This window comes from Flavobacterium sp. Leaf82 (assembly GCF_001422725.1).
In the GTDB taxonomy this organism is placed as follows: domain Bacteria; phylum Bacteroidota; class Bacteroidia; order Flavobacteriales; family Flavobacteriaceae; genus Flavobacterium.
Map to the genome: position 1 here is coordinate 594,242 of NZ_LMMA01000001.1, position 23,113 is coordinate 617,354.

Here is a 23,113-nt window from a genome sequence, read left to right on the forward strand (position 1 = left end):
AATATTAATCAGCTTAATCTAAAAAGTCTGCGTGTTATTTAATGCAAGATAATTAGAGATAAGTACATAAGTAATATATAATGAATACCATACTGCAACATGATCTCAATGATCTGGAAAACATACTTAATCAGGTAAAACAACAAGGAATAGATTTTTTAAATAACATTGATACTATTCCAACTTCTAATAAAAATACAATCAATCCTACGCGGGATTTAAACGAATTAGGTTTAGGATCATTAGGTGCTCTAAAAGAATTTAAAGAAAGATTAGCGCCTTTGATGGTTGCGTCGCCTGGACCAAGATATTTAGGTTTTGTAACCGGAGGTTCGACACCGGCTTCAATTGCAGGAGATTGGCTGTCTACTGTGTATGATCAAAATACTCAGGCTATAAAGGCACAAGGCGGAACATCTGCTTTAATAGAATTTGAAACGATCAATTTGTTGTTGCAATTGCTAAACTTGCCTAAATCATTTTCAGGCGGATTTGTTACTGGAGCAACAATGTCAAATTTTACTTGTTTGGGAGTTGCAAGACAATGGTTTGGAGCGCAATCCGGAAAAGACTTTGCCAAAAACGGAATATCAGAAACGATCAATATCCTGACGGCTACGCCACATTCTTCGTCAATAAAAACATTATCGATGTTAGGGGTTGGAAGTAGTAATTACACCCCAATTAAAACAATAGAAGGTAATCGTGAAGCAATTGATATTGATGATTTAGAACAGCATATTCAAAATTTAAACGGAAAACCTTTTATTTTAATTTCTAGTGCGGGAACGGTAAATACAGCAGATTTTGATGATTTTGAAGCTATTTCAAAACTAAAAGGAAAGCATAAATTCTGGTGGCACATTGATGCTGCTTTTGGTGGTTTTGCTGCTGTTTCAGATAGATATAAACATCTTACAGAAGGTTGGGAAAGTGCTGATAGTATTACAATTGATTGCCACAAATGGCTGAATGTTCCTTATGAAAGTGCTTTTTATTTAATTAAAAAAGAGCATATGAATCTTCAGGTAGAAACTTTTCAGAATTCTAATGCGCCTTATTTAGGAAATCCGCTGGATAATTTTAATTATCTTAATGTATTGCCTGAAAATTCACGTCGTTTAAGAGCTTTGCCGGTTTGGTTTTCTTTGGTAGCTTATGGAAAAGAAGGTTTTCAGGATATTATAGAAAATAGTGCTGCTTTGGCTTTGCATTTTGCAAATGCACTTATCGAAAATGATAATTTTGAACTTTTGGCTCCAATTCGTCTTAATAATGTTTGTTTTACTTTGAAGGGAGAAAATAATCAGGAAAAAGTTTCTGCTTTTTTGACTCAATTAAACGATAAGGGAAAAGTATTTATGACGCCAACTGTTTATCAAAATAAAAAAGGTATAAGGGCTTCTTTTGTAAATTGGAGAACAACTGAAAAAGATATAAAAATAATTATAGAAGAATTAATCGCAACACTTTCTGATCTGGATTTGTAGTATAATTTTTAAACTTTCTAAAAGCCTGCTGACAGTGTTAGCGGGCTTTTTTATGTTTAAAATCTAAATTTTAGTTGAATTTTACCTTTAATTTTTAACTTTTTAAATACTGTTTCTTAAGCAAATCTTAAGATAGAATTAATTTAATCTTAAAAATCATTTCTTTTTTTACTAATAAAGCATTTAAAAAGTTAATTAGTATTCTTATTTAGAATAATTAAATATAAGTTGCAAAAACTGTTAATAGAAGTTAATTTTGTGCCAAATTAATTTCAACTTCAGGTAATGCAAATCAAAAGAATATTTCTCTTACTCTTAGTTCTTGTAACTTCAATTCAAGGTTTTTCTTAAAATAAAAAATTAATCTTATCGGGAATCATTTTAGAAAATAATGGTAAACCTGCTGAAGGTGTTTCTGTAGCATTAAAAGGAACGGCATATTCTACTTTAACAAATGAAAAAGGAGAATATGAAATAGCAGCAGAACCAGGAAATTATGTGTTATCTGTTAGTTCAGTTGGTTTTAAATCCAGACAAACAAAGATTAATCTTCAGTCAGACCAAACTGCACCAAGTATAACTATAGAAGAAGATATGGCTGCTCTGAATGAAGTTCAGGTAACAGGAAAGTCTAAAGTAGAACGTGTTCGTGAACAAGCTTTTAATGTTGCTGCTGTTGATTTGAAAATGGTTCATAATAGTTCTCAGGATTTAAATCAGGTATTAAACAGAACTACCGGTGTTCGTGTTAGGGAATCGGGTGGAATGGGATCTGATTTTAAATTTTCATTAAATGGATTTTCAGGTAATCAGGTTAAGTTTTTTATGGATGGAATTCCAATAGACAGTTACGGATCTTCTTTTACACTAAACAATATTCCGGTTAATCTGGCAGAACGTATTGAGGTTTACAAAGGCGTTGTTCCGGTAGAATTAGGTAGTGATGCTCTTGGAGGAGCTGTAAATATAATTACAAACCAATCTGTAAAACGTTATGTTGATGCATCTTATAGTTTTGGTTCATTTAATACACATAAGTTAGCAATTAACACTCGTTTTAGTGGTAAAAATGGTTTGGTTGCCAATATAAATGCTTTTGGTAATTATTCTGACAACAGTTATAAGGTTTATGCCAGTGTAGCGGATAAAAACGGAAATTTTGGTCCTGAACAGGCTTATAAACAGTTTCATGATGGTTATCAATCAGCAGGAATTATGGCTGAAATAGGAGTGAAGAATAAATCATATGCTGATTATCTTTTATTTGGAATGATGGTGTCTGGCAATAAAAAAGAAATACAAACCGGAAGCACAATGCAAAGGGTTGTAGGTGATGCTTTTAAGGATAGTAAGGCCTTTGTTCCTTCTGTTAAATATAAAAAAGACAGTCTTTTTACTAAAAACTTGTCTGTTAATTTAGCAGCATCTTACAGTATCGTAAATAGCCGATCTGTAGATACGTCTTCTTACAGATACAAATGGGATGGAAGCCGTACTATAGAAAACTTAAACAGTGGGGGAGAAATAACCCGTGAAAAAACACTTTATGTTTATGACAATCATTCGCTTCAGACAAATACCAATTTTAAATATGATTTAAATGAACAGCAGTATTTTGTGTTGAATCACTCTCTTGTTGATTTAACGCGTAAAGAAGACGATGAGTACAGAACAATTACTAAACCTGGTTCTCCTACTTTAAATAAAAACATTTTAGGTCTTTCTTATAATCTGGCAGCATTTGATCGAAAATTATCTTTTATAGCTTTTACTAAAAAATACTTCTTAAAAAGCAGTATGATGGTCGTAAAAGATGACTATGCAGAAACCAAGCAATACGACGTCTTAAAAAATTCATTTGATGATTTGGGTTATGGATCAGCTTTAGGTTATTTTATTACGGGCGACATACAGGTAAAAGCATCTTATGAACATGCTTTTCGTTTACCTGCAGCCGAAGAAATGTTAGGTGATGGTTTGCTTGTTTTGCCAACACCGGGATTAAAACCAGAGTCCAGTGATAATTTTAATGCAGGATTTGCTTTTAAGAAAGCATATGAAAAACACTCGTTTGGCTTTCAGGGGAATTTTATTTATAGAAATGCAAAAGATTACATACGAATAAAAGCACAAGGAGCTCAATCTCAGTTTGAAAACATTGCAGACGTAAGAGTTACCGGTTTCGACGGCGCTTTTCAATATGGTTATATGAACTGGTTGACTTTTGAAATAAACGCTACGCATCAAAAAACTATTGATACCAGAAAATTTGATCCGGCGGGATCTAATATCCCAAATGCTTTAAAAGGTGCTCAAATAGCAAATGAACCAATTTTTTATGGTAATGCTAATTTAGGGTTCAACTTTAGAAAAATCAGAACTTCTGATGATAATCTAACGGTTAATTTATTCTCTAACTATATAGCTGAATACTATTTAGTATCAACAAAAAACGGATCGCCAGACAGTAGAAGAACAATACCGGAACAATTTACACAAAGTATTGCTACGGCTTATGTGTTTGGGCAAGGAAAATACAATGTGGGTTTAGAATGCAATAATATTACCGACACAAAAGTATATGACTACTTCAAAGTACAAAAACCAGGAAGGTCATTTACAATCAAATTCAGATACTTTATAAACTAATTAATAATTTTTTAAATTTAAAACAATGATAACCAGAACTAAAACACTTTTAGCTTTATTCATACTATCAGCAGTTACATTTTCATGTAGCAATGATGATTCAGCACCTGTAGAAGATCCGGCTGACGTAAGTTATGTACTTGCCTACCAAACAACTGATTTTGACACCTACATTTGGCAGTTTGAATCTACAGATGAACTTTTGACCGGAACAATCAATATGGTTGGAAAAGGAATCGAGCAACCAGCGAGTGCAGGTGTACCTGTAGCGAATACATTTTTTGCCCTTTCTGGAGAAAATGAAGGTTCTGTTGGTTATTTCCTAAATACTGATGGTAAATTAGCAACAAGTAATCATGTTTTTACAGGAGATACTTATGCTTACGGAACTACAGATGATAATAAATTAATTTTGGTAAATTCTCCTTGGGATGCCAGTTCAACACAAAACGAATTAATTTTATATGATCCGGCTACAACAAGTATTACAAATCGTGTATTTGATGATTTCGTTTTACCTAACGGGCATTTTTTATGGCCTACAAGTGTAAATGTATCAGGAAACAGAGTTTTTGTATCTACATTTGAGCGTGATGCCAACTGGAAATTGTATCAGGAAAATGCAGTTGTAAAAGTTTATGAATATCCTTCTTTAAAATATGTAAAAACTATTACAGATACTCGTACAACCGCTATTGGGCAATATTATACTAATACAGGAATGGTTCAGACAGAATCTGGAGACATTTATACATTCTCTTCAAATTCACGTACGGCAGGTTATACTGCAACAGCTTCTCACTCTGGAGTTCTTAGAATTAAAAAAGGACAATCAGAATTTGATACTACTTATTTCCTAGATATGGAAGTAAGCAGTCTTAAAGGAAAAGTTGTATCTGCTTATCCTGTAGGAGGCGAAAAAGTATTAATCAATTACATTCCTTCGGATATTGATGCGGCACAAGGAAACTGGAGTTTCTTAAACTATGGTACCTTCAAATTTAAATCTGCTATAGTAGATCTTAGTACAAAAGCAATTACGGCAGTTACAGGATTGCCTGATCATGCGGGAGATAACTATTATGGTTTTGGAAGTGCTTTTACAGAAAACGGAAAAACATACAAAAGTTTTGTAACAAACGATGAAGGACGTGTTTACCAAATCGATGTTAACTCAGGTGTTGCTGTAAAAGGAGCTCTTATTACCGGAGGTGTAAACTTACCTGCAATTACAAAATTAACGAAGAAAAAATAAGAAGATAACTTCTGATTTTTCTATCAAAAACTACCATATAGTCAGTGCTGTTAAGACGCTGATTATATGGTTTTTTAATAACAGCTGGATTTGTCAGCACGCCATTAATTCGAAATAAATATGAGCCTAATCAAAAAACAAAATCCCAAACCTCCAAACAAACAAAAATCACGTTTTAGTAAAATCAATGCCTGGCTGCATTTATGGCTTGGACTTGCTTCTGGGATAATTGTATTTATCATGGGAATTACAGGCTGTCTTTTGGTTTTTGAACAAGAGATCAAAACGTTGACAGCACCGTATTTGAACGTCGAAGCACAAAGTCCGGATAAATTATTGCCACCTTCTCAAATTTACGCAGCTGTTCATAAAGCATTACCCAATAAAGAAATTCACGGTGTTTGGTATAATGGTTTAGATAAATCAATTAAAGTCGATATCGAATCGGATTCGTTGATTTATGTAAATCCGTATAATGGTAAAATTACCGGAATGGTACATCATGAAGATTTCTTTCATTTTATGGATGAAGGTCATCGCAATCTTTGGCTGGATCGCGAGATTGGTTCACAAATAACGGCTTGGGCAACTTTTATTTTCTTCTTTTTACTGATAAGCGGACTTATACTCTGGTTTCCTAAAAAATGGAATAAGACGACAAAAAACGCAAGTTTTAAAATAAAATGGGATGCGAAGTTCAAACGTCTCAATTATGATTTGCATAATGTCATGGGCTTTTATACGCTTATTTTAGCAATGCTTATTGCTTTTACAGGAATGTTAATGAGTTTTCACTGGTTACGCGAAAGCACATACTGGATAAGCGGCGGCTGGGCAGATGAAAAAGACAAAAAAGAACAAGTTGTATCGATCAAGGATACTTTATCTAAACCGCAATTAGAGAAGTTGGCTGCTGCCGATTTTATCTGGAAAAAGGTTCGTAGAGAAATTGCAAAGGAAAATAAAGAAGCCGTTATTATTCATTTTCCTGATGATCCCAAAGAAGATTTTTATGCCTGTACAGATATGAATAAGGGAGTTTGGAGAGATTTATACTTTGATTCTAAATCACTTGAATTACTTTCTAAATCTCAAAACTATATCAATGACGAACGTTTTTCAAAATGGTTAATGCGATCTAATTATAGTCTTCATATTGGCGCAATAGGAGGATTGCCTACAAAGATCATTTATTTTACAGCCAGTTTAATATGCGCCAGTTTACCCATTACTGGATTTTATATCTGGTGGGGAAGAAAGAAAAAGCAAAAAACGAGAGTTTAAAACCTCGTTTAATTTTACTCATTTATTATTAGTTAGTTTCTTAAAGTCTTTTGTGAGAAGTAATATTCTTCAAAAGACTTTTTCGTTTTTAAAAACTAAAGAAAGACTTCTAAATTATTACGTTTGTGAAACTGAGTGAAACTCAATTGTCAGACTGAGCGAAGTAAAAGTCCCGTATGCTGAATCACTTTTCTGGACTTCGACTTCGCTTAGTCTGACATATGCTCAGTCTGACATTGTATAAACATTAGAATAAAATAAAAGACAGCGTAAATCTGTTTAAATCTGTGTTATCCGCGTGCAATTCAACCAAAAACAGAAAGAGCCTGCTAACTACAAACAGACTCTTTTCCATCAAAAAAAAAACAAAAAACAAGGAAACTAAAGATCCAAATATTATATTCTATACGTAAAGGCTATGGTGGCAATTCGGTTATCAAGATCATATCTTTTATTGATACTGGTTTGAGCAATAACTGAATTGATCTGGAAATTATTAGTATTGAAAATATCAGTAACATTCAGTTTGATATTCCCTTTTTTAGCAAGCACTTGTTTCGATATTCCGATACTAAAATCAAAGAAAGCATCTCGTTCATAAATACCAAGATTTGATTTAGATTGGTATTGCGCATTTGCTTCGGCCTTCCAGCTTTCGGTTATTGTAAAGGAGTTTTGAACACTTAAATTCAAAGTAACAATTGGATCAATTTTGTCAGCATTCACAACATTTCCCATAAATTTATTTTCGAAAATATTAAAAAGCGTATTTACAGACCACCATTTATAAATTTCATTTGTATTGGTAATGTTTGCTCCGTAATTGTATGATTTGTCAACATTAATCTGTGAAGTTACTGTTGTATTATTGTCAGGATTATAGACGTAGACTTCCGTAAAAACATCTTTGGTTTTGCTGAAATATAACGAAGCCATAAAAGCACTTTTCCACGAATATCCAATTTCTGCAGAATGTGTGATTTCAGGAACTAAATTTGGATTTCCCTGAGAGTAATTAAAAGAGTCATCATAAAAGCGGAACGGATTTAAATCGAACTGACTTGGCCTGTTGATTCTTTTACTATATGAGGCGTGTAAGGAGTGATTGCTGCTCAATTCATATTTCATAGAAACACTTGGAAACCATTTTAAATAATCATCTTTATGCTCTTCGTTTAAGGTTTTCTGCAAAATGTTTATCGCCGTATATTCGGAACGTAAACCACCCTGAATATTTAATTTTTCCAGTTGATATTTATAGTTGGCATAAGCAGCATAAATTTGCTCTTTGTACTCAAAATGATTCGTCGAGTTCCCGTCAACAATCCACTGGTTATTATCATTATATTCATAAACCGATGGATTATCATTGTTTTTTAGACTGGCTTTAAATCCCCACTCAATAGATTGTTTTTCTTTTAATGGGTTTGTGAAATCAACTTTTCCGGTAAAAACCCTTAATTGAGACGGGATAAAACCTCTTCTGTCATTGATGTTATTTGTACTTAAAGGATCTATATTTCGGGCACTTTGAAACTGATTCGATCTGAATTTTGAAGTCTCGTATTCAAAGTCAAAAGACATATTTTTTCCCTCTGTATTAAATTTATGAACGCCGGAAAGAGCATAGGTATAATCATTCCAGTTCTCTTTGCTATCATTGTAGGTAAAAGCATCAAATTGCACCTGATCTAAAGCATTAAGTAAGGTATTTCTACCGTTGGCAATATTTTGATAGCGACCAATTTTTGCATCAACATAAAGCTCTAAATTAGTTTTGGGAGAAACCTCATAAGTTGTTCCTATCTTAAAATTATTAGATGTCAATGGTTCATCAGTAGTTGCCGTTTGATGATTTTTTGTAGAAATGGTTTGACGTGTTGCATCTGTATATTGATTTTGATCAAATTCTTTACGCTCTTCTTCGCCTCTAAAAGTATAACTGTAGTTTCCGTAAACCCCAAACTTTTCTTTGTTGTAACTTAAGTTTACACCAGAGTTGGTCCTGTTTTTTCTACCTCTGGCATAGTTTGTAAAAATAGTTCCTTTAAGTCCGCCTGCATTTGGTTTTTTTAAAACAATATTAATAATTCCGGCTTTTCCGGTTGCATCATATTTAGAAGATGGATTTGTGATTACTTCTATTTGTTTGATATTAGATGAGGTTGTCGATTTTAAATAATTCGCCAGTTCTTTTTGCGAAAGCTGGGTTAGTTTTCCATTAATCATAACGCCAACACCTTGTTGTCCTCTAATAGACAATTCGCCGTCCTGAGAAACAACAACTCCCGGAGCACGCGATAAAACATCTAAAGCAGTTCCACCTTCAGAAACAATACTGTTTTCGACATTAAAAACCAATCTGTCTGATTTTTGAGTATATAAAACTTTCTTTTTTGTGATTACTATCTCATCTAAAACATTGATAGAAGTTTCGACAATACTGTCGGTTTCTTTTTCAGTCTGCGAATACCCGTAGACCGAAAATGCAAGCATAATAGATGTTATAAAATTCTTCATGATATTTGGATTTGATTTTTTTTGGAGTGGAGGATTTAACTTAAAACAGAATTCTAACTTATTAAGATGCTGAATTTTATTTTAAAACAATATTTTCCAGTTTATCAGAAAGTCTTTTTCGAAGAAGTAAAAAGCGGTTTAATAGCTTAGAAAGATAGAGTTTGATAATGCTTAGTGCGGAAAACATTGCAATGGTATTTGAAGTTTCAGTTTTCAAATATAACACTATTTATATCAAGTCTAAATAAAAATAGTTAAAAATTACAAAGAGAAATTATAACGAATTGATAATTAACCTTTCGCGATTTAGTAAAAAATAGAAAATTGAATATTAAAGCAAGATTTTGAAGTTAAAACTCAAAGAAGGCAAGGTTTGCATTTCCAAAAGAAATAAAGGTATTAAATAAAAAAACCAATTCTTTCCAGAGAAACGAATTGGTTTTTTTATTGAGACTATAAACTGAGACTGTAAACTTATTTAGTAATTTCTCTAAAAACAGCTTCCAGATTTTTATTCTTTTGGTTTAACTGTAATGTCTTTAAACCATTTTCGTTGGCAAAATCAAAAATTGCCGGACGCATATCTTTTTCAGCAACAAAAGTTAATTCCCAAGTCATATCATGAATGTTTCTATAAGAAGTAATGTTTTCAAGTCTTGCTAAAAGTTGTTCTTCGATTTGATAGTCAAATTCTACCTCGATTACTTGTTCTTTATCTTCAGATACCAAATGGTCTAATTTTTTGTCAGCAACAATTTGCCCTTTGTCAATAATTATGACACGATCACAAATTGCTTCTACTTCCTGCATAATGTGAGTCGATAAAAAGACCGTTTTATCTTTCCCTACATTTTTAATTACATTTCGAATTTCCATTAACTGGTTAGGATCCAATCCGGTAGTTGGTTCATCCAGAATCAAAACATCAGGATTGTGCAATAAAGCATTCGCAAGTCCCACACGCTGGCGATAACCTTTCGACAACTGTCCAATTTTTTTATGACTTTCCGGTGTCAGTCCTGTCAGTTGGATAACTTCTTCAATTCTTGATTTGGCAACCTTATAAACATCGGCATTAAAAGCCAAATACTCACGAACATACAAATCCAAATACAACGGATTATGCTCCGGTAAATAACCAATAGAACGTTGTACTGATTTTGCATTTGTCATGACATCGTGACTATTTACAAGGGCTGAGCCACTATCTGCCAATAAATATGTGGTCAAAATTTTCATCAAAGTAGATTTTCCTGCTCCGTTTGGACCAAGAAATCCAACGATTTCTCCTTTTTGAATAGAGAAAGAAATTGAATTTAGAGCTTTTTGAGTTCCGTAACTTTTTGATATGTTGTTTACTTCTATCGACATGACTATTTATTTGTTACAAAAGTAAACAGAAATAAGCTTGATAACTAAATTTTTTATCTTTTAAGAAATCATAAAAAAAACTTAAAAGCCAGTAGCTACGGCACCGTTATTGTTAAAGGAGTATTAAATTAAAAAATAATTTATAATGAAAAAAATTTTACTTATTCTTGCTTTAGCTACTTTTGGCTTTGCAAATGCACAAAAAGGAACAATCTTAGTTGGTGGTAACATCGCATTTACTTCTGAAAAATCTGAATTTAGATTTAGTGAAGAAAAAACAAATACATTTAGCTTTTCTCCTAAAGTTGGTTACCAATTTACTGATAACTGGACTATTGGTGGTGAATTTACAGTAGCATCTTCTAATGTTGATAACGGAACTATCGAAGAAAAAACTAATGCATTCAAATTAGGAGCATTTGCACGTTACTCTGTGCCATTAAGCCAGACTTTTGCTGTTTTTGCTGATATGGGTGTAGGTTTTCAAAACCAAAAATATAAAGAGTACGGTCCTGGAAATGCTTACGCAAAATCTACTGCAGATGGTATGTATATTGGTGTAACTCCAGCTCTTTTTATCAACATGAAAAAAGGTTTTGGTCTTAACTTCAGTATTGGTGGTTTAGGATACGAAACATTAAGTTATGATAATAACGGTGCTGATTACAGTAAATTCTACTTCAATTTTGGACAAACACTTAACATTGGAATTTCTAAAAACTTCTAATCTTAGTTTATATTCAATTTCAGAAAAGCATCAGCCGGGGCTGATGCTTTTTTTGTTTTAGTATTGATAGTTCAGTAAAAGGCTGGGTGATCTTTGCTTAATTTACCTGAATCTTAAAAGAAATTGTATCATTAATAACTGTTTTTTCTTTATCATTAAACTCATATTTAACAACAGCTCTTATTGTATTAATTCCTTTTTTGATTAATACTTCTTTTACTTCAATACCTGTTTGAGATGTTTTTTTGAATGTTCGTTTCGCTTTTGAGTTATCTATATCTAAATTTTCAATCTTAATATTACGTTTGGCATTAGGAATATTAGCTATTAAATATTGCTGTTTTAAAGTATCTCCAACTTTAAGATGTTGCTCAATTTTTGTTTTAAACTCTTCTGGATTTGCGATTTTATATTGATAAATTTCTATTATCGGTAACCCTTCGTAGCTTTTTATATTTCCAAGTTCATCATAACGAATTAAGAAATCAAGGATTCCAAAATCATCGTACATGAGGTATTTTATAACCTTGCCATTTGGATAATTATAAATGCTTTCTTCTGTAATCTTACTATTTTTTCTGTAATGAATTGATTCTATAATACCATTATCAAAGTAATAAATGCTTTTTCCTTTTATGTGTCCATTCACAAAATTCCCTTCAGCTATTTTTTTTCCTTTTTTATTATATTGAGTAAACTTACCCTCAAAAATAGTGTCTCCATTTCTAATAATATATTCAGATATATCTGTTTGTTTTGTATCAGGATAATATTCTTTTAAGGAATATACTTTTTCATCTTTAAAATAAAAACACACCAATAGCCAACTAATTACTATAATAGCTAATATTAATATTATTTTGTGTTTTTTATTCATTCTCTTTTCTAGTTAGATCATTTTAATTCACGTCAACTTCGAAAGAAATTGTATCCTTAAGTGTTGGAGTAATTTTATCCTCAAATTCGTATTTAACGATTGCTATAATTTTGTTTTTCCCCTTTTTTGTTATAATTTCTTCTACATCAATTCCTATTGGTGGTTTCTTTGTGATAATTCTTTTAACTTTTTCATTGTCAATACTTGTATTTTGTATTTTAAGACTACGTTTTGCTTTTGGGATATTTGCTAATAAATATTTATATTTTAATGTATCGCCGACTTTTAAGACTTGCTCATTTTTAATATTGTGTTGCTTATTATGAGTTAATTTACGTTGATACACTTCTAACATTGGATAACCACTATACTTTTTTACACCTTTTTCATCATAGCTGATAATAAAAGAAGATTTACCAAAATCATCATAAATAGCATATTTTTCAAGTAAGCCTTTAGGATTATAAAAAAAGCTTTCTTCAGTGATTTTGCTATTTTTTCTGTAATGAACACATTCTATTTTGCCACTATCATAGTAGTATGAGCAAATACCATTTGGTTCATTATTTAAAAATTGTCCTTCTGCTATTTTAATTCCCTTCTCGTTATAATTAATAAATTTTCCATTAAAAATTGTATCTCCATTTCTAAGAACATATTCATTTGTGCCTAATAATTTTCCCTCTGGGCTATATTCTTTTAAAACATGATTTTTTTTATCTTTAAAATAGAAAAACACTACTAAACTTAGTATTATAATAGTTAACAGTAATATTATTTTGTGCCTTTTATTCATTATACTTTTCTAAATCAATCATTTTAATTTACATTTATATCAAAAGAAATTGTTCTATTAAGAGTTGGAGTGACTTTGTCTTTAAATTTATATTGAGCTACTATTTCGATTCTATTAAGTCCTTTTTGAGTTAAAACTTCCTCAATAATTATTTCTGTTGGTTCTTTACTTTTTATAATTCGTTTAGCTTTTGAGTTATCAATACCAATATTTTCTATTTTAAAAGTTCTTTTAGTATGGGGTATATTAGCAAGTAAATAATAATGTTTTATAACATCCCCGACATTTAGAGTATCTCCTTTTTTAATTTTATACTGTTTTTTATTTACAATTTTATACAGACCTATAGGCAAAATTGAATAACCTTCGTATCTTTTAACTTCAGCTTTCTCATCAAACTTAATGAGGAAGCGAGTGTTACCAAGACTATCACACATAATGTATTTATAAACTAAGCCATTTTGGTTGTAGTAAGTACTTTCCAAATTAATTTTACTGTTTTTTCGATAAAAAACGGATTCTATTTTACCACTATCATAATAGTATGAGCAAATACCATTTGGCTCATTATTTAAAAATTGTCCTTCAGATGTTTTTATGCCTTTTTCACTGTAATTTATAAATTTGCCTTGTAAAATTGTATCTCCCTTTATAATTACATATTCATTTGTTCCTAATAACTTTCCCTCTGGACTATATTCTTTTAAAACATGAATTTTTTTATCATTAGAAAAAATATTGAATAATATCATTACTGTAACTGTAATAAATAGTATGGCAAATGTTATTTTATATTTCTTTTTCATTATTTCTTTTTTTTACTTTTTTGTTGTGCTTCATAAATGTCGCGTCTTGTTTGTGTATACATTTCTGTTTGTGGGTTATATTCAGTAATATATTCACTCGAATTTACTTTTTTTTCTTTTTTTGCACTTTGTTGGTTCATGCCATCTTTAATCGTTTTAGCAGCATTCGCAGCATTATCAGTAGCATTTACAAGATCTTCAGCTTTGTCTTCCTTTGTTGGTTTTCCTCCGTTTGTTCCTTTTCCTTTTGGCTTATTACCTTTTACTTCAAATCCCAATATTATGATAAGCGCTTCAAATGCACCTCCAAAATCAATCCAGGTAACATTTCTTCCGCCTTTAGGTAATGCGCCTGGATTTTGAAAACTTCCTCCGTCAGAAAATGCAGTTCCTCCATTAAAAAATGATGCCTTTGTTTTTTTAAGATTATAAAGAACTTCTCCGTTATAATATATTTTTTTGGTCTCTCCATCTAATAATATTCTGTTACCGTTACCAAAGGTTTTTCCCCAGCTGTGTCCTAAATTAGAATAGTGGTCAATTTCAGCTTTTCCGTCAAGCCAAATTATTTCTCCTGTTATTTTATTTCTATACCAATCAAATGGAGTTCGTCCGTAGAAATCAACCAAACGCAATAGATCACTGTTATAAGCTGCATAAGATGTATATTGTCCGAGGTCGTCATCTTTCGTAAAATTACTATAATTACTAAAATCATTAAAATTTTTAAACATGGCTTGTATTTTTTATAAGTTATTACTTATTTTTTTTAGCAATAGTAATTATGAAATAATTCTTACACAATGTTACTTGAGATATTAACACAATTGATATTCAATAAAAAAGAGACCCTGAAGTCTCTTTTTGTAATTAATTTATATCTTATAAATGTTGTTTTTCTTTTATGAAATTTTCTAAATATTCAATTTTATCTTTATCTGCTTGTAATAAACGTTCGTAAAGCTTTTTGTTTTCGTCGTAAGCTTCAATTAATTTATCAAGAGGATTAAAGTTGCAAATATTTTGAGCACCTATTGGTCCCTGATTAATACTATTATCGTTAAAACTGTTGAAATAATTTATTACTCCTTCATCACTATAATTTTTAATTGCTTCAATAGAAACACCTAAAACTTCAGCAATTGCATTTAGTTTTTCGTCATCAACATTTTCGCTTCCTTCAATGTTAGAAACAGATTGCTGGCTTACACCAATTGCAATTGCAAGTGCTTCTTGTTTCATTCCTCGAAGCTCTCTGATTCGGCTAATGTTTCCTTTGGATGAATTTGAGCTATTAAGTAAAATCAATCAATTGCTTATTACAGATTCGCAAAATCCTGTTATTAATGTGAGAAGTTTTTAATTTGTCTGTTTTGTTTTCTTTTAAAAGTCTTTTGAAAACAAAATTTCTAGATTAGCCCCGATAGAAGCGATATCCTTTTTCTGTCTGCCGTGGCGGAAGAAAAAGATTTAGCGGATAGCGGGACAAAAGGTGTTTTGAAAACTGAATTTTATGCTTCAAAAGAAATTCCAAAAGAAGCAAACCCCAAAACATAAAAATGCCAACAAAGTGAAGTCGAAACTAATTCATAACTACAAGAACTTCGACCTCACCAGTTGACATAAAAGATATCGTTGCACTTCCTGAAATTATAGAATGCTATAATATTGCCGGTGATTATGATTTTATGCTTCTCTGGAGTTTTAATTTTTTTTGCCACGAATTTCACCAATTTTCACGAATTAATTTAAGCACAATGATTTGTGTAAATTTGTGAAATTCGTGGCGAACAAACCGTTTAATCTTTAAATCAAAATTAATGCGAAGCCTAATTTTATTGAATATTATCCTAAAATAAAATGTATTTTTGACCTTTTAGATCCTTAATCTAAAAGCTACAATCACAAATCTAAAATTAAATGAACTGGGAACAACTTTTATCACTAAAACGCCAAGGCGATACGAGCAAGAGATTACGTGTAGAACAAGATGATACGCGATTGGGTTTTGAGGTTGATTATGATAGGATTATCTTTTCGGCAGCATTTAGATCATTACAGGATAAAACACAGGTTATTCCGCTTTCTAAAACAGATTTTGTGCATACCAGACTTACGCATAGTTTAGAAGTTTCGGTTGTTGGTCGTTCGTTAGGTCGTTTAGTAGGTAAAAAAATTATAGAAAAATATCCGCATCTAAAAGAAGTTCACGGTTATCATATGAATGATTTTGGAGCCATTGTCGCTGCGGCTTCTTTGGCGCACGATATTGGTAATCCGCCCTTTGGACATTCTGGCGAAAAAGCCATTGGAGAATATTTTTCGATAGGAAAAGGATTAAAATATAAAGATCACTTAACCGCAAAACAATGGCAGGATTTAATTGATTTTGAAGGTAATGCAAACGGATTTTCGGTACTTACAGCGAGTCGTCCGGGAATCGAAGGCGGACTTCGAATTTCATACGCAACTTTAGGTGCTTTTATGAAATATCCAAAAGAGAGTTTGCCAAAAAGACCAACAAATGATATTGCAGATAAAAAATACGGTTTCTTTCAGACTGATAAAACGTTTTTTGAAGAAGTAGCAAAAGATATGGGAATGATCGCCAATAAATCAGGAGATGATATTGGTTACGAAAGACATCCTTTAGCCTATCTTGTTGAAGCTGCAGATGATATTTGCTATACAATTATAGATTTTGAGGACGGAATAAATTTAGGTCTTGTATCCGAAGATTATGCTTTAGAATATCTTATTAAGCTGGTAAAAGATAATATTGGCGTTTCTAAATATAAATTATTAGAAACAAAAGAAGACAGAATTAGTTATTTGCGTGCTTTGGCAATTGGCGCTTTAATTAATGATGCTGTTGACGTTTTTATTGAAAATGAAGAAGCTATTCTGGCAGGAAAATTTCCTTTTGCTTTAACAGATAAGAGTAAATATAAAGCACAGATGAATGATATCATCAATTTAAGTGTTGAAAAAATCTATCAAAGCCGTGAAGTTATTGAGAAAGAAATTGTGGGTTATGAAATCATCCAGACTTTATTAGACAAATTTATAACTGCGTTTAATAATAAAAATGAAGGAACGGCATCAAACTACGATAAGTTAATTTTGAAAATGTTGCCGGAAAAGCATCAATTAGAAAAAGAAAATTTATACGAACGTTTACTTCATATTTGTCATTATGTTTCGTTACTAACAGACGGAAATGCATTAGAATTATTTGAAACAATCAACGGAAGAAAGAAAAACTAATTTGGGTTTTCTGAATAAAAAAATAACACATAAAAACATTGTTTCTATGTGTTATTTTTTTGCTCCTATCGAGCCAAAATATATTTTTGTTATTGGAAAGCGTAAACCAAACCTACACCTAAAACTTGTCTTAATTGCGCTCTTGGTCCGTCATTTACCTGAGACGTTGAGCCGGTAACCGGGTCAACAACATCTACTTTTGTTTTGATATCATCATCATAAACCAGATGAATCCCAATATTTGCTTTTACATAAGCATTTACGACCAGATCTAAACGAGTATCATAATCAACATCGACATTACCAAACTTATTCAGGTAATCTGTATATAAACTTAACCTGTTTTCGTAGAAAATGTTCTTATAAATCTCACTTTTCATGTATCCGGTTAACAAAATACCAAATTCGGCCTTTACTTTCTGTCCGTTTTCAACTATAATTTGATTAGTTGGATCTAAAGGATCAGTCATATAAACCGCTTTTTTAACACCAAAAGATCCCTGATCTGCTAAGGTTTGATCTAAAACCAAAGTAGTTTTTAACGTAATAGGAGAGAAATAAAATGTTTGATTTTTCTTTTTATCAGAGTATTCAGCTCCCGCTCCTAAAAACACATATGCCGGAGCAAAAGGTTTAGAAATCGCAATATCTCTGTTAGGATAATTATAACCGTCTGTAAATTGTGTATTGAAGTTGAATTTCGCCGAATAATACCAATTTGAGAGCGAATCTTTCCTGAATCCGTAAGTAGAATTCAGCAAAACAGCATCATCTGTTTTTCTAAGTTCAGTACCATCTTGCTTATTTAAACCATATTTTACAATAAGTTCATTTACCCATTTATGATTTCCTTTGATAAAAGTTCTTGTAAATTCGCCTTTAAACAAACCTGAAATCGAACTTGTTCCCCCGGCACTCCAATTGACAAAAGCAATTTCTGAAATGTCAAAACCTACCTGGTTTTTCTTAGTCCAGTTAGAAGGCGGTGGAGGTAATTCGTTTGGTGCTAACGTCGTTTGTATAATTTGGGCAAAGTTATGTGAGGTACACAAAAGCAATAGAAGCAAAAGGGTAGAACGCAATAAATTCATTATGATTTCAGTTTTTTTGGTAGTGCAAAATAATTATTTTGTATCGTTTGAAAAAAGATTTACCAAACTTTTAACGTCAATGTTGCATAATTGTTGTAACTGACTTACCGTTCCATGTTCAATAAACAGGTCTGGAACACCCAAAATTCTTACTTTATTTTTAAAATTATTTAACGCTGCAAACTCTAAAATGGCGCTTCCAAAACCGCCATTTATGGTTCCGTCTTCGATCGTTATTATACTTTCAAATTTAGAAAATATGCCGCTTAATAATTTGATATCTAATGGTTTAATAAAAGAAAAGTCGTAATGTGCAATCGCTTCAGGATTATGAGATTCTGCGATTGCTAAAGTCACATTATTACCAATAGTTCCGGTAGATAAAACAGCAGTCTTTGTTCCGGATTTTAGGCACTTTCCTTCACCAATAATTATTTTATCATAATGTCCGAAATTTTCTACTTCCCATTTTGGCAGAACGCCGCGACCTCTTGGATATCGAATCGCGATTGGGTGATTTAATCCTAATTGAGCCGTATATAAAATGTTTTGTAAGGCAATTTCGTTGATTGGTGCATAAATAATCATATTAGGAATTGCCCGCAAATAAGCAATGTCAAAAACGCCATGATGCGTTGCACCGTCTTCGCCAACTAAACCAGCTCTGTCTAAACAAAAAATAACGGGTAAATTTTGCAGCGCCACATCATGTATAACCTGATCATAGGCACGTTGCAAAAAAGTCGAATAAATGTTGCAGTACACGATCATGCCTTGCGTTGCCATTCCGGCAGCAAGTGTTACAGCGTGTTGTTCAGCAATACCAACATCAAAAGCACGTTCCGGAATTTCATCCATCATGAATTTTAATGAACTTCCAGATGGCATTGCGGGTGTAATACCAATGATTTTATCGTTCTTTCTGGCTAAATCTAATATGGTTAACCCAAAGACATCCTGATATTTAGGAGGTGAATTTTCTTCAGATTTTAAAATAATTTCTCCGGTTGAAGCATCAAATTTCCCAGGTGCATGATATTTTACCTGATTTTCTTCAGCCTGTTGCAATCCTTTTCCTTTTGTGGTGACAATATGAAGGAATTTAGGACCTTTTATATCTTTTAAACGTTTTAATTCTTTTATTAAAGCAAAAATATCATTACCGTCGATTGGACCTGAATAATCAAAATTCAGAGATTTGATCATATTATTCTTCTTCGGATTTTTACCTTCTTTTACAGCAGTAAGATATTTTTTTAGAGCACCAACACTAGGGTCAATTCCAATAGCATTATCATTTAGAATAACCAATAAGTTGGCATCTGTAACTCCGGCATGATTTAAACCTTCAAATGCCATTCCGGAAGCAATCGATGCATCGCCAATAACTGCAATATGTTGTTTGTCGAAATCACCTTTTAACTGAGATGCAATTGCCATTCCCAGTGCGGCAGAAATAGAAGTAGATGAATGACCAACGCCAAAAGTATCATAAATACTTTCGCTTCTTTTTGGGAAACCAGAGATACCATCGATTTGCCTGTTGGTATGAAATATTTCTCTTCTTTCGGTCAGGATTTTATGTCCGTAAGCCTGATGTCCAACATCCCAAACCAATAAATCTTCAGGAGTATTAAAAACATAATGCAAAGCAATCGTCAATTCGATTACGCCTAAACTCGAACCTAAATGCCCTTCCTTGACAGAAACAACATCTATAATAAACTGACGTAATTCTTGGGCAATTTGAGGAAGTTGCGCTTCTGAAAATGAGCGTATATCTGTTGGATTGTATATGTTTGAAAGTAAATTGCTTTTCATTGTAAGGTAAAAAGCAAATTTACGGTTTTAAATTTAATTATCGTTTTTTAGAATAAAGAGCTAAATTAAATCTCAATATGAAACTTTAGAAAATGATATAATAAAAATGAGGCAATTATTCGTGCTAATCGCCTCAAAAAATAACTATATTTGAGGCAATTAATTTAATTAATTGCCTCATGAAATACAATTGGCAACTATCAGATTGGCAAAAATTCGTATATGATGATTCTGTAATTGATTCATTATGTATTGAATTTGCATTTGAAACCGGAGAAGTAAAAGGACTTGTAGATTCTTTATCTGCTAAAATTAAGCAAGAAACTATTTTGCAATTTATGATTTCGGAGGCTATTAAAACTTCTGAAATCGAAGGCGAATTTTTAAGTCGACAGGATATTATGTCTTCGATTAAAAAAAATTTAGGTATAGGCGAAGTCGTAGATAAGATCAGGGACAAAAATGCCATAGGAGTTGGAAAGCTGATGGTAGTGGTCAGAAATTCTTATTCAGATAGATTAACTGAATTGATAATAAAACAATGGCACTATATTCTAATGGAATATTCAAAACGCATTCTTCCGGGTTATTATAGAGCTGGAGAAGAACCCATGCAAATTGTTTCAGGTTCTTATGGTAGAGAAATTATTCATTTTGAAGCCCCACCGTCAAAACAAGTTTCTGTCGAAATGAAGAAATTTATTAAATGGTACAATGATTTTGAAGTTAAAGCTACAGATATAAAAAAAGCATTAATTAAAACTTCGATAGCTCATCTATATTTTGAGAGTATTCATCCTTTTGAAGATGGAAATGGTAGAATTGGCAGAGCTATTGCTGAAAAATGCCTTTCAGAATCTTTGAATAGACCCGTTTTAATGAGTATTTCAAGTACTATTGAACAAAATAAAAAAAAGTATTATCAATCTTTAAAACAAGCACAGCGAACCCTTGAAATTACGGATTGGATTCTTTATTTTTCTACTTTGATTCTGGAATCTCAAAAGAATGCCAAACAGATTGTACTTTTTACATTGAACAAAACCAGATTTATAGATCAGTTTAAAAATATCATGAATGAAAGACAGATAAAAGTCGTTTTGAAAATGTTTGAAAATGGTGTTTCTGGTTTTATAGGCGGAATGACAGCAATAAAATATATTTCTATTACTAAAACTTCAAGGGCAACAGCAACAAGAGATTTGCAGGATTTAGCAGAAAAAAGTATTTTGATATCGAAAGGAGAGGGTAGAAGTCGATCTTATGATTTAAACTTGGCAGTAGAAGATGAAAATTAATATTTTATTGGTAGTATCTTATTTTTAAGCCAAAGAAAATTACAAAAACCTTATTTTTGCAACTATGATAAATCCTTTCACCGACGAATATTTTATGAAAAAAGCTTTGCAGGAAGCTGAAATAGCTTTTGAGAAAGGTGAAATTCCTGTTGGAGCCATAATTGTTGTTGCTGATAGAGTAATTGCAAGCAGTCATAATTTAACCGAATTATTAAATGATGTTACGGCCCATGCCGAAATGCAGTCAATAACAGCTGCTGCAAACTTTCTAGGCGGAAAATATTTGAAGGATTGTACCCTTTATGTTACACTCGAACCTTGCCAAATGTGTGCAGGAGCTTTGTATTGGAGTCAGATTTCGAAAATTGTTTTTGGCGCCCGAGACGAACAACGCGGTTTTATGACAATGGGAACAAAATTGCATCCCAAAACAACAGTAGTTTCTGGAATTATGGCAAATGAAGCTGCAGATTTGATGAAACGTTTTTTTGTTGAGAGACGTAAATAATGACTCAGATAGCATGACAGATTTTTCAGTAATAAAAAAGCTTTTTGGTGTAACTGAACCTAACGGTTTTACCGAAAATGAAATTCAGGTTGTAAAAGATATTTTTGGAGAACTCCCTAAAGTATTTACGGATTATTATACTGAATTGGGTAAAATTCAAAATCTGAATCACACTCAGGATTTATTAATTGTACCGGAACGTTTTCAGTATTATAAGCATAATGATTATTTAATATTCTATTCTGAGAATCAGAAAGCTTGCGTTTGGGGAATCCATAAAAATGATTTGTCGAAACCTGATCCGCCGGTTTATATTAGCGAAGATGAAAAAGACTGGTATCTCGAAACAGAATCCTTAACGGAGTTTTTTACTGCAATGGCTTTTCTCCAGGATGGTTTTGGATTGAAATTTCCAAGTAATACATTTTATGAATTAGAGCAGCACGATCTTGATTTTATGATCAAAAATTTCTCAGACAAAGCAGTGTCATTTAAACAATGGCTTGAGGGAATTAAATTTTATGGAAACCATGATGATGATGTCATTGTAATTATGGGTGGTAACCAAATGTTTTACGCGGCAAATTCTCAAGAACATTTTACTGAGCTGGATGAGATGTTATCTAAACTTGGAGAGGTACTTTAATAATTCTGCTTTTGTTGTATTAGAATAAATACGCCATGTAAAGGCATATAAATAAGATGAATCCGTTAAAACAGATAATATTATAAAATGTATTTTCAGAACAACCTTTTTTTAACAGCAGTATTTTTAGACTTATTGCTATTGAAAGAAGAAGTACAGTACAAGAATAAATGTGGATTCCTTTAGGATTTAAACCATTAACTAGATATTTCGAATAATCTTCATCTTTTGATTTAACTTCTGAAACACTTTTTAATAAAAATGAATATTGAATTTCAATTTCATTTTCCTCTATAAGGAAATTTTTGGTTGAAAAAGAGTGTCCTTTTTTAGTGTAGTAGTTATATGAAACGATTTCCTTGTCTTTTCCTTGTCTGCTTTTTCTTGCTCTATTAGTTGAATAAGAAATAAGAATGTCTTTGGTTTTAGTCTTTGGTAGTAAATAAAAATCTATAAATAATAAAGAAATTAAAAAGGTTAATACCAATATACTATTGATTACAATTTTTTTATTTCTTATAATAAATTCATTTTTGGAGGAATATTTTTGTGAATTATTTGTCATTATATAAAAATTAAATAGTACGAAATATAATACATTTCTTGTTTGATTTCCTGCAAAACTTCAACAAAAGTTAAATAATTATTGTTAGAGAATTTTCTTCTTAAAGGAATAAGAAAATATTTTACATTTATCATAGTTTAAT

Annotated in this window: 20 protein-coding genes; 10 read left to right on the top strand and 10 right to left on the bottom strand. The window is 31.7% G+C overall.

The genetic code is table 11. From position 1 onward, the window contains the following. Window positions 1-80: 80 nt before the first annotated feature. The 4 genes from ASF10_RS02530 to ASF10_RS02545 all read left to right on the top strand — a co-directional run bounded on the left by ASF10_RS02530 (window position 81) and on the right by ASF10_RS02545 (window position 6,678). Window positions 81-1,490: a pyridoxal phosphate-dependent decarboxylase family protein gene (locus ASF10_RS02530; protein ID WP_056244988.1), complete on the top strand. Its 1,410-nt coding sequence runs from the start codon at window positions 81-83 to the stop codon at window positions 1,488-1,490. Window positions 1,491-1,868: 378 nt separating this feature from the next. After that, complete coding sequence (locus ASF10_RS02535; protein WP_241774896.1) at window positions 1,869-4,139, top strand: TonB-dependent receptor; 2,271 nt, start codon at window positions 1,869-1,871, stop codon at window positions 4,137-4,139. A gap of 25 nt (window positions 4,140-4,164) precedes the next feature. Beyond that, on the top strand, window positions 4,165-5,394 hold the full coding sequence (locus ASF10_RS02540) for a DUF4374 domain-containing protein (RefSeq protein WP_056244991.1): 1,230 nt from the start codon (window positions 4,165-4,167) through the stop codon (window positions 5,392-5,394). A gap of 120 nt (window positions 5,395-5,514) precedes the next feature. Continuing rightward, window positions 5,515-6,678 carry a PepSY-associated TM helix domain-containing protein gene (locus ASF10_RS02545; protein WP_056244993.1) on the top strand — a complete coding sequence of 388 codons (1,164 nt, stop codon included), beginning with the start codon at window positions 5,515-5,517 and terminating at the stop codon, window positions 6,676-6,678. Between the two features lie 396 nt (window positions 6,679-7,074). Here ASF10_RS02545 and ASF10_RS02550 read toward each other — a convergent pair whose 3' ends face one another. Further along, window positions 7,075-9,198 (bottom strand): TonB-dependent receptor domain-containing protein, encoded by a 2,124-nt coding sequence (locus ASF10_RS02550; RefSeq protein ID WP_056244995.1) that lies wholly within the window; start codon window positions 9,196-9,198, stop codon window positions 7,075-7,077. Between the two features lie 474 nt (window positions 9,199-9,672). Continuing rightward, complete coding sequence (gene gldA / locus ASF10_RS02555) at window positions 9,673-10,569, bottom strand: gliding motility-associated ABC transporter ATP-binding subunit GldA (protein ID WP_056244998.1); 897 nt, start codon at window positions 10,567-10,569, stop codon at window positions 9,673-9,675. Window positions 10,570-10,714: 145 nt separating this feature from the next. Between gldA and ASF10_RS02560 the strand changes: the two genes are divergently transcribed. Next, window positions 10,715-11,296, top strand: coding sequence for an outer membrane beta-barrel protein (locus ASF10_RS02560; RefSeq protein WP_056245001.1), 582 nt, complete (start codon window positions 10,715-10,717; stop codon window positions 11,294-11,296). A gap of 97 nt (window positions 11,297-11,393) precedes the next feature. Here the strand turns inward: ASF10_RS02560 and ASF10_RS02565 are convergent, their stop codons facing one another. The 5 genes from ASF10_RS02565 to ASF10_RS02585 form a co-directional block, all read right to left on the bottom strand. After that, a complete protein-coding gene (locus ASF10_RS02565) occupies window positions 11,394-12,173 on the bottom strand; it encodes a hypothetical protein (RefSeq protein WP_056245004.1) in 780 nt (259 codons plus the stop codon). Between the two features lie 22 nt (window positions 12,174-12,195). Further along, on the bottom strand, window positions 12,196-12,969 hold the full coding sequence (locus ASF10_RS02570; protein WP_056245008.1) for a hypothetical protein: 774 nt from the start codon (window positions 12,967-12,969) through the stop codon (window positions 12,196-12,198). A 23-nt stretch (window positions 12,970-12,992) separates the two neighbouring features. Continuing rightward, the gene (locus ASF10_RS02575) at window positions 12,993-13,775 is read right to left on the bottom strand and encodes a hypothetical protein (RefSeq protein ID WP_056245011.1); all 783 of its coding nucleotides are present in this window, start codon (window positions 13,773-13,775) and stop codon (window positions 12,993-12,995) included. After that, window positions 13,775-14,509, bottom strand: a complete 735-nt coding sequence (locus ASF10_RS02580) for a hypothetical protein (RefSeq protein ID WP_056245013.1) — start codon at window positions 14,507-14,509, stop codon at window positions 13,775-13,777. Before ASF10_RS02580 ends, ASF10_RS02575 begins: the two co-directional genes overlap by 1 nt. Window positions 14,510-14,657: 148 nt before the next feature. Continuing rightward, on the bottom strand, window positions 14,658-15,083 hold the full coding sequence (locus ASF10_RS02585; RefSeq protein WP_056245016.1) for a helix-turn-helix domain-containing protein: 426 nt from the start codon (window positions 15,081-15,083) through the stop codon (window positions 14,658-14,660). Window positions 15,084-15,406: 323 nt separating this feature from the next. Here ASF10_RS02585 and ASF10_RS24470 point away from each other — a divergent pair, with 323 nt between their 5' ends. Together ASF10_RS24470 and ASF10_RS02590 are read left to right on the top strand one after the other, a co-directional pair. Further along, window positions 15,407-15,553 carry an Lrp/AsnC ligand binding domain-containing protein gene (locus ASF10_RS24470; protein ID WP_262487315.1) on the top strand — a complete coding sequence of 49 codons (147 nt, stop codon included), beginning with the start codon at window positions 15,407-15,409 and terminating at the stop codon, window positions 15,551-15,553. 142 nt (window positions 15,554-15,695) lie between these two features. After that, window positions 15,696-17,042, top strand: a complete 1,347-nt coding sequence (locus ASF10_RS02590) for a deoxyguanosinetriphosphate triphosphohydrolase (RefSeq protein ID WP_056245018.1) — start codon at window positions 15,696-15,698, stop codon at window positions 17,040-17,042. A gap of 89 nt (window positions 17,043-17,131) precedes the next feature. Here ASF10_RS02590 and ASF10_RS02595 read toward each other — a convergent pair whose 3' ends face one another. Together ASF10_RS02595 and ASF10_RS02600 are read right to left on the bottom strand one after the other, a co-directional pair. Next, window positions 17,132-18,133, bottom strand: coding sequence for a DUF3078 domain-containing protein (locus ASF10_RS02595; protein ID WP_056245021.1), 1,002 nt, complete (start codon window positions 18,131-18,133; stop codon window positions 17,132-17,134). Window positions 18,134-18,166: 33 nt separating this feature from the next. After that, the gene (locus ASF10_RS02600) at window positions 18,167-19,954 is read right to left on the bottom strand and encodes a 1-deoxy-D-xylulose-5-phosphate synthase (RefSeq protein WP_056245025.1); all 1,788 of its coding nucleotides are present in this window, start codon (window positions 19,952-19,954) and stop codon (window positions 18,167-18,169) included. 179 nt (window positions 19,955-20,133) lie between these two features. Between ASF10_RS02600 and ASF10_RS02605 the strand changes: the two genes are divergently transcribed. The 3 genes from ASF10_RS02605 to ASF10_RS02615 all read left to right on the top strand — a co-directional run bounded on the left by ASF10_RS02605 (window position 20,134) and on the right by ASF10_RS02615 (window position 22,406). Then, window positions 20,134-21,252 (top strand): Fic family protein, encoded by a 1,119-nt coding sequence (locus ASF10_RS02605; RefSeq protein ID WP_056245027.1) that lies wholly within the window; start codon window positions 20,134-20,136, stop codon window positions 21,250-21,252. 64 nt (window positions 21,253-21,316) lie between these two features. Next, window positions 21,317-21,760, top strand: a complete 444-nt coding sequence (locus ASF10_RS02610; protein ID WP_056245030.1) for a nucleoside deaminase — start codon at window positions 21,317-21,319, stop codon at window positions 21,758-21,760. Window positions 21,761-21,773: 13 nt separating this feature from the next. Beyond that, window positions 21,774-22,406, top strand: a complete 633-nt coding sequence (locus ASF10_RS02615; protein ID WP_056245033.1) for a hypothetical protein — start codon at window positions 21,774-21,776, stop codon at window positions 22,404-22,406. Window positions 22,407-22,425: 19 nt separating this feature from the next. Here the strand turns inward: ASF10_RS02615 and ASF10_RS02620 are convergent, their stop codons facing one another. After that, window positions 22,426-22,971, bottom strand: a complete 546-nt coding sequence (locus ASF10_RS02620) for a hypothetical protein (RefSeq protein WP_056245036.1) — start codon at window positions 22,969-22,971, stop codon at window positions 22,426-22,428. Between the last annotated feature and the right edge of the window lie 142 nt (window positions 22,972-23,113).